Genomic DNA, 13557 nt, shown 5'->3' with positions numbered 1-13557 from the left:
GTCTACATCGTCCTGGTCGCCGGGCACGTGCACTGGGACGCGGTGGCCGCCGTGCCGTCCGGCTCGGCACAGGAGTTCGTCGGCGCGCTGGTGTTCCTGATGACCGGTTTCGGCCTCGGCTGGGTGAACGCGGCAGCGGACTACTCGCGCTACCTGCCGCGCCGCACGTCCGGGCGCGGGGTGATCGGCTGGACGACGTTCGGCGCCTCGATCGCGCCGCTCGTGCTGCTGGTCTTCGGCCTCCTGCTGGCGGCGTCCTCGTCGGAGCTGAGCAAGGCGATCGCGCTCGACCCGATCGGCGCCCTCACCACGATCCTGCCGCTGTGGTTCCTGGTCCCGTTCGCCGTGGTCGCCGTGCTGGGCCTGGTCGGCGGCGCGGTGCTGGACATCTACTCGTCGGGCCTCGCACTGCTGTCCGCGGGCCTGCGCGCCCCGCGCTACGTCGCCGCGCTGGCCGACGGCGTGATCATGGTGGCGGGCACGATCTACCTCGTCTTCTTCGGCGGCAGCTTCCTCGGCCAGTTCCAGGGCTTCCTGACCACGCTCGGCGTGCCGGTCGCCGCCTGGTGCGGGGTGATGCTCGCCGACGTACTGCTGCGCCGCGCGAACTACGCCGAGCCGGACCTGTTCGCCCGTTCGGGTCGCTACGGCGACATCCGCCTCGGCCCGATCGCGCTGGTGCTGGTCGCGACCGGCCTCGGCTGGGGCCTGGTCACGAACGCCTCGGCGGGCTGGCTCGGCTGGCAGGGCTACCTCCTGGAGCCGCTCGGACTCGGCGGCCGCGAAGGCTCGTGGGCCTTCGCGAACCTGGGCGTCCTGCTCGCGCTCGTGCTCGGTTTCGTGGTGACCTGGCTGTTCAGCCGGTCCAGCGTCCATGCCCAGGAGTCGGCCGCGTGAAGCCCCTGCTGGCCGTGATCGACCTGCAGAACGTGTTCGCCGACCCGGCGAGCGAGTGGTTCACCCCGCGCTTCGCCGAGGTCGTGCCGCCGATCCGGCGGCTGGTGGAAGCATTCGGCCCGCGCGCGGTGTTCACCCGGTTCGTCGCGCCGAAACAGCCGCAAGGCGCGTGGAAACGGTACTACGACCAGTGGCCGTTCGCCTTGCAGGACGCGGATTCCGAGCTCTACCAGGTGATCGGCGAGTTCGTCTTCCCTGATATGTCCACTGTGGACGCGACCAGGTTCGGCAAGTGGACTCCGGAGCTGGCGGCCGCGACCGGCGACGGGCCGCTGGTGCTCGCCGGGGTGTCCACCGACTGCTGCGTGCTTTCGACCGCGCTGGCCGCCGCCGACTCGGGCGTCGAGGTCATCGTGGTCGCCGACGCCTGCGCGGGCGTCACCGACGAAAGCCACCGGCAGACGCTGGCCATCCTCCGGCTCTACGGGCCGCTGATCGAGGTCACCGACACCGACGAGCTGCTCGACCGGCTGGCGGCGCGCGCGTCGTAGAGTGCGGACGTGATCGACCACCTGAGCATCCCGACCTCCGCCGGTTCCTTCGACGCGATCGCGGCCGGGCCCGAAGACGGCAGGCCCGTCCTGCTGCTGCACGGTTTCCCGGAAGCGTGCCTCGAATGGGAGCACCAGGTCGCGACGCTCGGGGTGCTCGGCCACCGGGCGGTGGCGTTCGACCAGCGTGGCTACTCGCCGGGCGTCCGCCCCGAACAGGTGGCGGAGTACGGGATCGACACCCTGGTGGGTGACGTCATCACTGTCGCGGACCAGCTGGGCTGGGGCCGGTTCGACCTGGTCGGGCACGACTGGGGCGGCGCGGTCGCGTGGTGGACGGCCGACGCGCACCCGGAACGCCTGCGCAGCCTCGCCGTGGTGTCGACGCCGCATCCGGCCGCGCTCGCGCACGCGATGAAGACCGACGAGGACCAGCACCTCCGGTCGGGGTACCTGACCGAGTGGCGCCAGACCAGGGTCACCGAACGGCGGATGCTGGACAACCACGGCGAGGGCCTGCGCCAGATGTTCGACCGGCGCATCTCGCCGGGCCGGATCGACGAGTACGTCCAGCGGCTCTCCGAGGAAGGCGCGCTGACCGCGGCGCTGAACTGGTACCGCGCCGGCCGTCCCGGCGGGAAGATCGGCAAAATCGAGACGCCGACGCTGTACGTCTGGAGCACCGAGGACGTCGCCTTCGGCTCGGTCGCCGCGCTCGACACCGCCGCCTGGTGCACCGGCCCCTACCGCTTCGAGATGCTCGAAGACGTCTCGCACTGGGTCCCGGAGGAGGCCCCCGAGGCCCTCACGACCCTCCTCTACGAGCACCTCACGGCCCACTAGGACCGGCGCGGCTGAAGGTCGCCTTGACTGCGTTCACCCTGCTGAAGGTCGCCTTTGGCACGTTCAACCTAACAAGGGCGACCTTCAGCTGGGCCCACTAGGACCGGCGCGAGAACCAGTCGAGAACGCGGGGCAGGCCCGTGAACAGGGTGTCGAAATGCTCGATCCGGCCGAGGTCGGTGACCTGCGCCCGTACGCCGTGCTCGCGCAGATCCCGTTGGCAGTTCACGGTGTTCGCAAGGTTCACCTGGGTGTCGCCGCTCGCGGCGAACAGGTGCACCGGCACCGCGGGCCGCCAGTTCGAGCACGTGTCGTCACTCGCGCGCAACGCCTCGAGCACGGCGCCGGACGGGTGCAGGAGCCGCTCCCGGTAGGAATCCGTGAACAGCTCCTGCGGCGTGCCCGGCAGGGCGGGGAAGATCTGCTCCTCGCTGTGCGAGCCGTCGAACAGCGCCTCCACGGTCTTGTCGTAGGGCGCGCGGAACACCTCCGACGGCTCGTCGTACAGGTGGTGCAGCCGGTTTCCCGAGACCGTCCAGTAGGCCAGGTAGAACGCCGCGACGTCAGGAGCGACCTCCCCGGTGACGAGCGCGCCGGGGATCTCCGCGTGCTCGGCGTCGTACGGCCCGCTGATCGGGGCGAGCGCGCCGAGGCGCAGCCACCGGTCCGTGCCGGACTGCAGCGCGCGGCCCAGCGCCATCGCCGCCTGCCCGCCCTGCGAGAACCCTGTCACCAGTACTCGTGGATCCAGCGTCCGCTGCTGCCGGGCGGCTACTTTCCTTGCCGCGCGCAGCAAATCGACCGAGGCGGTGGCCTCCGTCGCGCTGTCGAAATACGGGTGGAAGCCCGGCCCCGAGCCGAGCCCGAGGTAGTCGGGCGCGACGGCGGCGTACCCCGCCGAGGCGATCAGCAGCGCCGCCCCTCTGTCCATATTGGACGGATCGACGGACGCGACGCCCGCCCGCCCGCTGCGTGTCCCGTGCGCGTAGGAAACCAGCCGCAGCGGCGAATTCCCGTTACGCGGCAACACGATCAGCCCGCTGGCCGTGGTGGCGCGGCCGTGGACGTCGACAGTGCGGTAGGTGACCCGGTAGGCGTCGACGCCGAAGCGGACCGGCTCGGCGCCGAACGCCGTGCCCCGCAGGAGCAGCTTCAGCTGTTCGGCGTCGAGCGCCTGGACCGGTGTCGCGTCGATCAGTTCCCCGCGGCCGGTCGGCGGCCTTGCGGCAGCGAGCGCCGGGACGGCCGCGGCGGCCAGCATGAGCCCGGCGCAGACGGCGGCCGTGACGCCGCGGGCGAGCGATTTCTTCGCTGTGGAAGTCATGCGGAAAGCCTGTCCGGCGCGAGGGTCCGGCCCCAGCCTGCACACCGGAGCTTCGCCGGTGGGGTACACCCCACCCGTCACAGGGAGCGACCTGACGACCACCCGGCAATCACTCCGGTGACACCCCGTTGTCGGTAGCCGAGGGCACCCGCCTGTAGTTCATTGTGTCGATGGAGTTCAGTGAAACGGTGGAAAACCTGACAGCTAGTGACCTCGAACACATCGTCTTCGTCACCGAGGAGGGTGTGCCGACCGGCGAGACCGGCCCCAAGCTGGCCAGCCATCACCGGGATACCAGGTTGCACCTGGCGTTTTCCTGTTACCTGCTGCGCCGCAGCGATCAGGCGTTCCTGCTCAGCAGGCGCGCGTCGGCGAAGAAGGTGTGGCCCGGCGTGTGGACGAACAGCGTGTGCGGCCACCCGGCGCCTGGCGAGTCGCTGGAGGACGCCGTCCGCCGTCGCGCCGCGTACGAGCTCGGCGTGCACCAGCTGGAGGACCTCCGCTGCGTCCTTCCCGCGTACCGCTACCGCACGCCCGAATTCCAGGGCGTGGTCGAGAACGAGTTCTGCCCGGTCTTCGTGGCGTGGATCGACGACGAGCCCGCGCCCAACCCCGAAGAGGTCGGCGAAACCCGCTGGCTCGACTGGCCCGACTACACACGGTTGGTACACGACAAGTCTGCTGATGTGAGTTACTGGGCCCGAGACCAGTTCCCGCTGCTCAGCGAGCTGAGTCCGTTTTCGGGCCTGCGGCGGGAGACTTCGCTGAGTGACACTGGCGGGCTGCCGTCGTCCACTTGAGCGATCTTCGGCCCAGCTTGTCCGTACGCCTCAAGAGTCGCCTCCTGTACGACGACAACCTAGGGGTGGCGGAGGTGACCGTGGTGTCCGAGGAGGAACCCGCGTCCCGGGCGAGCGCGGGAGCGCCGCCCGACCTGCTGAGCCTCCACGAGTCCATCGCCGGGCTGCTGGCGACCCAGGGCGACTGGCGCCGGGCGTACCAGCACCTGCAGTCGGCGCTGGACATCGCCCGCGCCGGCAACCTGCGCGACACCTTGACGTCGAGCTACAACCGCCGCTATCTGGACCAGCGCCTGCACGGCCTGGTGACCCAGCAGGGCGCCAGACCCGGGCTGGGGATCGCCCTGGTCGATCTCGATCTGTTCAAAAGGGTGAATGACACGTACGGTCACCTCGTCGGCGACCGGGTCCTGCGCGAAGTCGCCGTGCTGCTCCAGGAAGGCCTGCCGCCAGAGGGTTTCTGCGCCCGGTACGGCGGCGAGGAGTTCGTCCTCGTGCTTCCCGATGTCGACGCCGCGCGGGCGGTGCTCATCGCCGACTCCGCCCGCGATCGCATCGCCCGTCATCCCTGGTCACGGTTCTGCCCCGGGCTCAGTGTGACGATCAGTGTCGGGCTCGCGCACGAAGCGGGCACCGAGTCCGCGCGGCCCGCCGAGCCCGAACGGCAGTTGCGGTGCGCGGATAATCTCCTTTACGTCGCGAAGCGGGCCGGACGCAACAAAGTGGCCTATCGCGATCAAGAATCACACCGCGTAATTACGCACTCTGAGTAACACCAAGCCGGGCATTCCCCGAGATTTACCCCAGCGGCGTTCACCTGTTCGTGAACGTAATCTGTTGGCAATCCACGCTGGGTGAAAAAAATTCCGGGAGGGTGTCGTCACGAACGGCGGGTATCCGTACGATAACGAAAACCACCCGGGTGACGATCTGTCTCTGTGGGAGGTCATGGGCCCGAAAGCCCGCCGGCCCGCGAAGCAGTCCGAGAGCATCGAGAGGAGACCGAGTGCCCGACGAGCACCAGCCCCCGGGGACCGGTCGCCGCGCTCGACGCCGATCGATGGACACCTACGGCGGCATCAGCGTGTCCGACGTGGTCGCCCGGCACACCGGCGAACGCCCCGTCTTCGACCCGGACTCCGCACTGCCAGCCCCCGCGACGGCACCCCCTGCCACCCGGCCGCGCCGTCCCCGGCCGGGTACCCAGCCCGAGGGCGCCGAGCAGCGGAGACAGCCGCCCGCGGCCCGCGTCGCCCCACCCGCGGCCGGCCAGCGGCAGCAGCCCCGCCCCACCCGCGCCGAACCGTTGCCCCCCACCGCGCCCCCGGCCGCCGAGCAGCCGCCAGGACTCCGGCAGCCGCGGCCGCCAAGGCCGCGCCAGCCCCGCCGGACCACCGCCGCCGCGCCCAGCCCGGAAGCACCCACCCAGCGTCGCCCGCCCGTGAAGAATCCGGGCGCGCAGGTACAGCCCGCCCCGCCCCAGCCGCCGCGCCGCCCCCGGCGTCCCCCGCAGCAGACCGGCGCCGCCGCGGCCCCGCCCGCGACTGGCGCACCACCGGTCCCCTCGCGTCCGGTCTCGGCGCCCGCCCCGTCGCGCGCCGAGATGACCGACGAGATGGAGGCGATCGACGAGGCGACGATGTCCCGTCGCAAAATCGACCACACACTCGCCCGGTTCTCCGCCGCGCACGACGAGATGAACGCCGAAGAGGCCAAACGGCGCGAACGCCGTGAGCGGCTGGCCTCGCGCCCGGCGGCGCTGCTGGAGCAGACCCGCACCGCGCTGCAGCGTGCCGTCACGAACACCGAGGCGGAGGCCGCGGCGCAGGCCGAGCCCGAAGCTGCTCCCCAGACCCGGTTGCAGGAGAAGAAACAGCGCCGCGGCCAGCGGTCCGCCAAGTTCGGCCGGATCGCCGCGGTCGTCGCCGCCGCGCTGGTGTTCCTGTCGACGGGCACCGTCTGGGGCGCGAAGACCTGGTTCGACGCGAAGTTCACCGAGGCCGCCGCGCTCGACCAGAACTCAGGCGACATCCAGAACGCGGCGGCCCAGAACGGCACCGAGAACTTCCTCATGGTCGGCTCGGACACCCGTGACGGCGCGTCCGCCGAAGAGGGCGTCGGCACCGCCGACACCACCCCCGGTGCCCGGTCGGACACCATCATGATCGCGCACATCCCGAAGGACCGGTCGCGCGTGGTGATGGTGTCGTTCCCCCGAGACCTCGAGGTCAACCGGCCGGACTGCCAGCGCTGGGACCCGGCCACGTCGAAGTACACGGACCAGGTCTCACCGGCGCAGAAGATCGCGAAGCTCAACACCGCGTACGCGGTCGGTGGCCCGCAGTGCGTCACGAAGGTGATCCAGCAGATCACCGGGCTGCGGATGAACCACTTCGTCGGCATCGACTTCAACGGGTTCAAGGAGATGGTCGACGCCGTGCAGGGCGTCACCGTGCACACCGACATCCCGATCATCGACGGCGTGCTGGGCACGGTCGTCCCGGAAGCCGGGGACATCAAGATCTCCGGCGACCAGGCGCTGAACTTCGTCAGGGCGCGCCACGTCAAGGGCGACCCGACCTCCGACTACGGCCGGATCAAGCGGCAGCAGGCGTTCATCGGCGCGCTGCTGAAAACGGTGATGTCGAAGGACGTCATGCTCGACACCGGCAAGGTGAGCGGGTTCGTGACGGCCTTCGCGAAGGCCACCTTCGGCGAGAACCTCGGCATCGACCAGTTGCTGACGCTGGCGCAGTCGATGCGCGGGGTCGATCCGTCGAAGATCAATTTCATGACGGTGCCGACGGTCGGGACGGCCAACTCCCGCGGCAACGAGGTACTGGTGCCCAGCAAGGCGAAAGCCGTGTTCACCGCGCTGATCGAGAACACCCCGCTGCCCGATCCGAACGCGCCGGCGGCCGCCCCGCCGAGCAGCGACGCACCGGAGCCGACGAGCGCGTCGAAGCCGACGTCCAAGAGCGGGTCGGCGAAGACCTCCACCAAGCGGACAAGCAGTTCGGGCTGACGGCGATCAGCCAGGACGGCATTCGTTAGGCCGGGTTCACGTCGGGTTCACCCAGCGATGCGGTAATCGCGAAACGTTGCCCGTAGGGTTAGCCCATGCGTGAGGCTTACCATGTCGAACTCGAACAGCTCGCCGGCAACCTGGCCGCCATGTCACTCCAGGTGGCCGAGGCCATGGAGCGGGCGACCAAGGCACTGCTGGAGGTCGATCTCGGCCTCGCCGAGCAGGTGATCAGCGACGACCAGAAGGTGGACGACGCGCGCGCCGAGTGTGAGGAGCAGGCGTACGCCCTCCTGGCGCTGCAGGCGCCGGTGGCGACCGACCTCCGGACGGTGCTCGCGGCGATCCACGCGGCGGAAAGCCTGGAGCGGATGGGCGACCTCGCCCTCCACGTCGCGAAGGCCGCCCGCCGCCGCCACCCCGAGCCGGTCCTGCCCGAGAGCGTCCGCCCGGACTTCGCCGAGATGGGCAAGGTCGCGGTCCGGCTCGCCCGCCAGGCCGAGCAGGTGATCAAGACCAAGGACGTCCAGGCCGCCAGGACACTGGAGGCCGAGGACGACGAGGTCGACGACATCCACAAGCACCTGTTCACGGTGATCATGGACAAGGACTGGCCGCACGGCGTGGCCGCCGCGGTGGACGTGACCCTGCTGGGCCGCTTCTACGAGCGCTTCGCCGACCACGCGGTCTCCGTGGCCCGCCGCATGGTCTTCGTCGTGACGGGCAAGATGCCCGGCTACGGCGCCGACGAAGACGTCTGACACCACAGCAAAAAAGCCCCTGAAGGCCACCATCACGGCGTCTAACGCCGTGATGGTGGCCTTCAGGGGCTTTACGGGTTGCTAGGACTCAGCCGAACCGGCCCGAGATGTAGTCCTCGGTGGCCTTTTCGTTGGGGTTGGAGAAGATCTTCTCCGTGTCGTTCAGCTCGACCAGCCGGCCCGGCTGCCCGACGCCCGCCAGGTTGAAGAACGCGGTCTGGTCGGAAACGCGGGCCGCCTGCTGCATGTTGTGCGTGACGATGACGATGGTGAACTCCTTCTTGAGCTCACCGATCAGGTCCTCGATCGCCAGCGTGGAGATCGGGTCCAGCGCGGAACACGGTTCGTCCATCAGCAGCACGTCCGGTTGCACCGCGATGGCCCGCGCGATGCACAGACGTTGCTGCTGCCCACCGGAAAGGCCACCGCCCGGCTTGTTCAGCCGGTCCTTGACCTCGTTCCAGAGGTTGGCGCCGCGCAGCGCGCGCTCGCCGATCTCGTCGAGCGACTTCTTGTTCTTGGTACCGCCCAGTTTCAGCCCGGCCACCACGTTGTCCCGGATGGACATCGTCGGGAACGGGTTGGGGCGCTGGAAGACCATGCCGATCGTCCGGCGCACCTGCACCGGGTCCACTGTGGACCCGTAGATGTCCTCGCCGTCGAGCAGCACCTCGCCCTCGACGCGCGCACCGGGGATGACCTCGTGCATCCGGTTCAGGGTGCGGAGCACGGTCGACTTGCCACACCCGGAGGGGCCGATGAACGCGGTGACGTTACGCGGCGGCACCGAGAGCGTGACTCCGTCCACGGCGTGGAACTTGCCGTAGTAGATGTCCACGTCTTTGACGTCGATTCGCTTAGCCATGACTCACTTCTTCTTCGGGGCGACGAGGCGGGAAAAGACGGTGGCGAGCAGGTTGATCAACGCGATGATCAGCACCAGGGTCAGTGCGGCGCCCCAGATCCGGTCGAAACCGACGGTACCCTCGTTGAAGGGATTGCTGACGCGTTCGTTGTTGATGACCAGCGGCAGTGCCGCTTGTTCGCCGTTGAAGATGTCCCAGTTCGTGTAGGCCGAATAGCCGACCAGGACCAGCAGCGGCGCCGTCTCGCCCATCACCCTGGCGAGCGCCATCATGATGCCGCCGATGATGCCGGACAACGCCGTCGGGAGCACGATCTTCATGATCGTCTTCCACTTGGGCACGCCCAGCGCGTAGGAGGCCTCGCGCAGGTCGTCAGGGACGATCCGCAGCATCTCCTCCGAGGACCGCACGACCACCGGGATCATCAGCAGTACCAAGGAAAGTGACACCGCGAACCCACTGCGCGGCAGGCCGAGCGTGGTGATCCACAGCGCGTAGATGAACAGCGCGGCCACAATGGACGGAACACCGGAGAGGATGTCCACCATGAAGGTGGTGATCTTCGCCAGGACGCCCCGGCCGTACTCGACCAGGTAGATCGCGACCAGCATGCCGATCGGGACCGCGATGATCGCGCACACCAGGCCCTGCAGCAGGGAACCGATGATCGCGTGCAGCACGCCGCCGCCGACCTCGTCGGGCAGGACGTTGCCGAAGTCCTGCGCCCACCAGTTCGAGTACGGGATGCGCTTGATGCCGTTCGCGACCACGGTGTAGAGCACCCAGACCAGTGGCACGACGGCGATCAGGAACGAGAGCCAGACCAGTACCGTCGCGACGCCGTTCTTGCTCTTCCTGGCCAGGCTGACCTGCTGGAACGCCGGTGTGGTCGCGGGGCTTTCGAGCGTGGTGGACATGCTCATTCCCCCTTCTTGCCGATAACGGCACGAGCCGCGAAGTTGACCAGGAAGGTCAGGATGAACAGCACCAGGCCGGCCGCGATGTACGCGCCCGCCGAGGTCGCGTTGTTGAACTCGCTGTAGTTCGCCGCGATCTTCGAGGCGAACGTGGCGCCACCGTCGAAGATGCTCCAGTCGAACGGCCGCCCCACCGGGATCAGCAGGATGACCGCCAGCGCGATCGTCTCGCCGAGCGCACGGCCGAGGCCGAGCATCGACGCACCGACATAACCGGCCTTGCCGAACGGCAGGACCGTGGTGCGGATGACCTCCCAGCGCGTCGCGCCGAGCGCCAGCGCGCCTTCGATGTGCGGGGTCGGCGTGCGCTCGAAGACCTCGCGGGTGAGCGAGGTGATGATCGGCAGGATCATCACGGCGAGCACCACGCCCGCGGTGAAGATCGTGCCGCGCACACTTGGCGCCACGTTGCCGGGCGCGAAGAAGGGGATCCACGCGAAGGTGTCGTTGATCCAGTTCGAGAACGGCTCGATCGCCGGGGCGAACACGAGGATGCCCCAGAGGCCGAAGATGATCGACGGCACGGCGGCGAGCAGGTCGATGACGTAGGCGAACGGCCTCGCCAGCCGCTTCGGGGCGTAGTGGGTGAGGAACAGGGCGATCCCGAGCGACACCGGCATCGCGATCACCAGCGCGACCAGCGAAGTCGCGACGGTGACCTCGGCGAGGTCCAGGATGCCGAACGCCATGTTGTTCGGGTCGTTGGTCGACCATTCCCGGGAGAACAGGAAGTTGACCTTGTCGGCCTGCAGCGCCGGGATCGCCTGCACCAGCAGGAAGATCCCGATGAGAGCGATCAGGGCGACGACGAAGACACCGGCCCCGGTGGTCAGGTTCTGGAAGATGCGGTCACCGGGCCGCACCTTCTTCGGGTTGTCGCTCGCGAGCGGCTTTTCGGGAGCCGGCGCGGCTGGTTGCTCCGAAATCGGGTCCTCCGGGGATGTCTTGGCGGACGACGAACGCCCACCGGGGTCACCGGTGGGCGTTCGTGACGAGGTTGACTCGCTCATCGGCTAGTTCTGTCCAGCCTGTCTTTACTCGTTAGGGCGAGCACTGGCAACAAACTCAGGTGATGGCCTTGACCGCGGCCAGGACCTTCTCCTGCAGGCTGGACGGGATCGGGACGTAGCCCTTGTCGGCGAGCGGCTTCTGCCCGTCGGTGGCCGCGACGTTCAGGAACGCCTTGACGGCCTTCGAGGTGTTCGGGTCCGCGTACTTCGAGCAGACGATCTCGTAGGTCGTGAGCAGCAGCGGGTACGCACCCGGGGTGTTGCTCGCGTAGATCGCGTTCAGGTCGAGCGCGAGGTCGTTGGTGCCGTCCTTGAGGAACTTGGCGGAGTCGAGGGACTTCGCCACGTTCTCCGCGCTGAGCGCGACGCCGCCGGAGCCGCTGTCGATCTGGGCGGCGGTGAGGCCGTCCTTCGCGAACGCGCCCTCGACGTAGGTGACCGCGCCGTCGGCGGACTTGACCGCGTTGGCGACACCGTTCGAGCCCTGGGCGCCGTTACCGACACCGCCGGCGAACTTCTTGCCCGCGCCCTGGGTCCAGACGCCCTTGGCGGCCGCGGTGAGGTACTTCTGGAAGTTGTCGGTGGTGCCCGACTCGTCCGAGCGGGAGACGACCTGGATCGGCTTGTCCGGCAGGGTCAGGCTCTCGTTGCCCTTGACCGCCTTGATGGCCGGGTCGTTCCAGTTCTTGATGCCACCGTTGAAGATCTTCGCGGTGACCGCGGCGGTCAGCGTCAGCTTGTCGACGCCGGTGAGCTTGTAGGCGACGGCGACGGGGCCGACGACCATCGGGATGTTCCACGCCGGGCTCGCGCAGCGCTTGGCCGCGGCCTCGGCGTCGGCACCGGTGACCGGCGAGTCCGAGCCGCCGAAGTCGATCTGGTTGGCGTTGAACTGCTTGACGCCGGCGCCGGATCCACTCGGGTTGTAGTTCACCTTCTGGCCGGAGCAGCTCTTGCCGTACTGCAGCGTGAAGATGTCGATCGCGTTCTTCTGCGCGGACGAGCCTTCGGCGGACAGCGGGCTCTTGCCACCGCAGTCGACCTGTGCGCTTCCGCTGGCCGCGGGCACGGCCGCGGAGTTGGAACCACTGGGGCTCGCCGCGGGGTCGGAACCACAGGCGGCGAGCACGAGGGCGGCGCTCGCAACGATGCCTACCGCGCCCACGGGCCGCATGATCTTCACTGCATTTCCTCCACTGGGAGAGTTCGTCCGGTTTCGGCGGGCTGCTCGCCGCGCCGGAATCGGACACTAGGCAGCCACAGTGGACGGACGCCCTGCTCTTGATGAACGGAAAGTGAACAAGGCCCAGGATGTGAGCAGTGCTACTCGTCCGAGAGGATGCCGTGTCCTGCTCGTGACCTGCGGGTTTGCCCTCAGTGACAGGGTGCTTGCAGGGTGTGTAACCCGAGCTACCGGCCGTATTGGACGTCGACCTCGGCCCGCGTGAAGCCCAGCTTCGAATACACCGCGAGCGCGGGCGCGTTGTCACCCTCGACGTACAGGATCACCTGCTCGAGACCGAGGTCGCGAAGGTAGCGGAGACCGGCGAGGGTGAGCGCCTTTCCGAGCCCGCCGCCCTGCGCGCCCGGATCGACGCCGACGACGTAGACCTCACCGATCGGTTTGCCGCCGAATCGGCCCGGAACGGGCGCGTGGACCTTCGTCCAGTGGAAGCCGACGACGTCTCCCGCTGAGTTATCTGAGCCCTGAGCGTTCTCGGCCAGAAAGAAGCCCGCGGGGTCGAACCAGGGCTGCGCTTCGTCCGCGCGGAGGTCGTCGGCGGTGAGCGCGCCCTGCTCGGGGTGCCAGTCGAAGGCGCGGGCGTTGACGCGGATGACGGCGTTCTCGTCCCGGCCCGGCACGAAGGTGCGCAGCCGGACGCCGTCGCGCAGGGTCGGCTCTGGCCAGTCCTCGCCCGGGACGTCGACGTGGAGGATGAGCAGCTCGCGATCGCGGGTGAGCCCCAGGTGCTCGGCGACGCGCGCGGCGGCGGGGTGATCGCCGTGGGCCCAGACGCGGAGTTTGTCCGGCTCGACACCGGCGCGCTGGACGATCGCCCGCGCGACCCTGGTGCCGAAGCCGCGGCGGCGGTGCGCGGGATGCACGATCAGCTCGGCGACCTTGCGGCCGAACGAGTCCCCGGCGGTGTCGAGGTGCGCGTACGCGACGGCGTCTCCCTCGAACAGCAGGACGAAGTGCTCGCCGCCGTCGGCGGGTTCGGTGCCCTCGGGACGGCCGTCGGCCTCCTTGGCGGCCCGCAGGATCCCGCGAACCTGCTCGACGCCGTCCGCACCCAGTTCACTGACCCACTCGCCGCCCGTATCCATACCCCCGACCCTAGCGGCGCGGGAGCAAGGGACCTTTGCTCCCGTTTTTCGAGGAGCGGGGCGTGCCACACAGCAAAGCGTGCCCCTGAAGGCCACCATCACGGCGTCTAACGCCGTGATGGTGGCCTTCAGGGGCACGCGACTCGGGACGGGGACCGGGGGACCGGTTAGCGGC

13 protein-coding genes are annotated in these 13557 nt (G+C 69.0%); 7 read left to right on the top strand and 6 right to left on the bottom strand.

The annotated features are described in order from the left end of the window. From QMK34_RS44460 to QMK34_RS44450, 3 genes are all read left to right on the top strand, one after another. Positions 1-897: purine-cytosine permease family protein (locus tag QMK34_RS44460; protein WP_442785355.1), on the top strand; the 897-nt coding region annotated here is incomplete at its 5' end. Next, positions 894-1448, top strand: a complete 555-nt coding sequence (locus QMK34_RS44455) for a cysteine hydrolase family protein (protein ID WP_326420867.1) — start codon at positions 894-896, stop codon at positions 1446-1448. The genes QMK34_RS44460 and QMK34_RS44455, both read left to right, overlap by 4 nt. Before the next feature lie 9 nt (positions 1449-1457). Continuing rightward, positions 1458-2291: an alpha/beta fold hydrolase gene (locus QMK34_RS44450; RefSeq protein ID WP_326420866.1), complete on the top strand. Its 834-nt coding sequence runs from the start codon at positions 1458-1460 to the stop codon at positions 2289-2291. 97 nt (positions 2292-2388) lie between these two features. Here QMK34_RS44450 and QMK34_RS44445 read toward each other — a convergent pair whose 3' ends face one another. Beyond that, entirely contained in the window at positions 2389-3615 is a 1227-nt protein-coding gene (locus QMK34_RS44445; protein ID WP_326420865.1) for an alpha/beta hydrolase family protein, read from the bottom strand. Between the two features lie 170 nt (positions 3616-3785). Here QMK34_RS44445 and idi point away from each other — a divergent pair, with 170 nt between their 5' ends. The 4 genes from idi (at position 3786) to phoU (ending at position 8201) form a co-directional block, all read left to right on the top strand. Beyond that, complete coding sequence (gene idi, locus QMK34_RS44440; RefSeq protein WP_326420864.1) at positions 3786-4415, top strand: isopentenyl-diphosphate Delta-isomerase; 630 nt, start codon at positions 3786-3788, stop codon at positions 4413-4415. Positions 4416-4480: 65 nt separating this feature from the next. Beyond that, positions 4481-5188, top strand: coding sequence for a GGDEF domain-containing protein (locus QMK34_RS44435; protein WP_326420863.1), 708 nt, complete (start codon positions 4481-4483; stop codon positions 5186-5188). Between the two features lie 830 nt (positions 5189-6018). Beyond that, a complete protein-coding gene (locus QMK34_RS44430; protein ID WP_326420870.1) occupies positions 6019-7440 on the top strand; it encodes an LCP family protein in 1422 nt (473 codons plus the stop codon). A 95-nt stretch (positions 7441-7535) separates the two neighbouring features. Beyond that, positions 7536-8201 carry a phosphate signaling complex protein PhoU gene (gene phoU / locus QMK34_RS44425; protein ID WP_326420862.1) on the top strand — a complete coding sequence of 222 codons (666 nt, stop codon included), beginning with the start codon at positions 7536-7538 and terminating at the stop codon, positions 8199-8201. Between the two features lie 88 nt (positions 8202-8289). On the opposite strand, the gene pstB is transcribed toward phoU, so the two are convergent. The 5 genes from pstB to mshD form a co-directional block, all read right to left on the bottom strand. Next, positions 8290-9066, bottom strand: a complete 777-nt coding sequence (gene pstB, locus QMK34_RS44420) for a phosphate ABC transporter ATP-binding protein PstB (RefSeq protein WP_326420861.1) — start codon at positions 9064-9066, stop codon at positions 8290-8292. Between the two features lie 3 nt (positions 9067-9069). Continuing rightward, positions 9070-9984, bottom strand: coding sequence for a phosphate ABC transporter permease PstA (gene pstA, locus QMK34_RS44415; RefSeq protein ID WP_326420869.1), 915 nt, complete (start codon positions 9982-9984; stop codon positions 9070-9072). 2 nt (positions 9985-9986) lie between these two features. After that, positions 9987-10907: a phosphate ABC transporter permease subunit PstC gene (gene pstC, locus QMK34_RS44410; protein ID WP_326420868.1), complete on the bottom strand. Its 921-nt coding sequence runs from the start codon at positions 10905-10907 to the stop codon at positions 9987-9989. Positions 10908-11109: 202 nt separating this feature from the next. After that, positions 11110-12237: a phosphate ABC transporter substrate-binding protein PstS gene (pstS, locus tag QMK34_RS44405; protein ID WP_326420860.1), complete on the bottom strand. Its 1128-nt coding sequence runs from the start codon at positions 12235-12237 to the stop codon at positions 11110-11112. 227 nt (positions 12238-12464) lie between these two features. Further along, complete coding sequence (gene mshD, locus QMK34_RS44400; RefSeq protein WP_326420859.1) at positions 12465-13382, bottom strand: mycothiol synthase; 918 nt, start codon at positions 13380-13382, stop codon at positions 12465-12467. Positions 13383-13557: the final 175 nt, after the last annotated feature.

Source organism: Amycolatopsis sp. H20-H5 (assembly GCF_035828755.1).
Lineage (GTDB): Bacteria > Actinomycetota > Actinomycetes > Mycobacteriales > Pseudonocardiaceae > Amycolatopsis.
This window is presented reverse-complemented; position numbering and strand designations above follow the sequence as displayed.

Coding starts and splice junctions, on each gene's coding strand:
- mshD (WP_326420859.1), bottom strand. CDS start 13,382: ATGGATACGGGCGGCGAGTGGGTCAGTGAACTGGGTGCGGACGGCGTC.
- pstA (WP_326420869.1), bottom strand. CDS start 9,984: ATGTCCACCACGCTCGAAAGCCCCGCGACCACACCGGCGTTCCAGCAG.
- QMK34_RS44445 (WP_326420865.1), bottom strand. CDS start 3,615: ATGACTTCCACAGCGAAGAAATCGCTCGCCCGCGGCGTCACGGCCGCC.
- idi (WP_326420864.1), top strand. CDS start 3,786: ATGGAGTTCAGTGAAACGGTGGAAAACCTGACAGCTAGTGACCTCGAA.
- pstB (WP_326420861.1), bottom strand. CDS start 9,066: ATGGCTAAGCGAATCGACGTCAAAGACGTGGACATCTACTACGGCAAG.
- QMK34_RS44430 (WP_326420870.1), top strand. CDS start 6,019: ATGACCGACGAGATGGAGGCGATCGACGAGGCGACGATGTCCCGTCGC.
- phoU (WP_326420862.1), top strand. CDS start 7,536: ATGCGTGAGGCTTACCATGTCGAACTCGAACAGCTCGCCGGCAACCTG.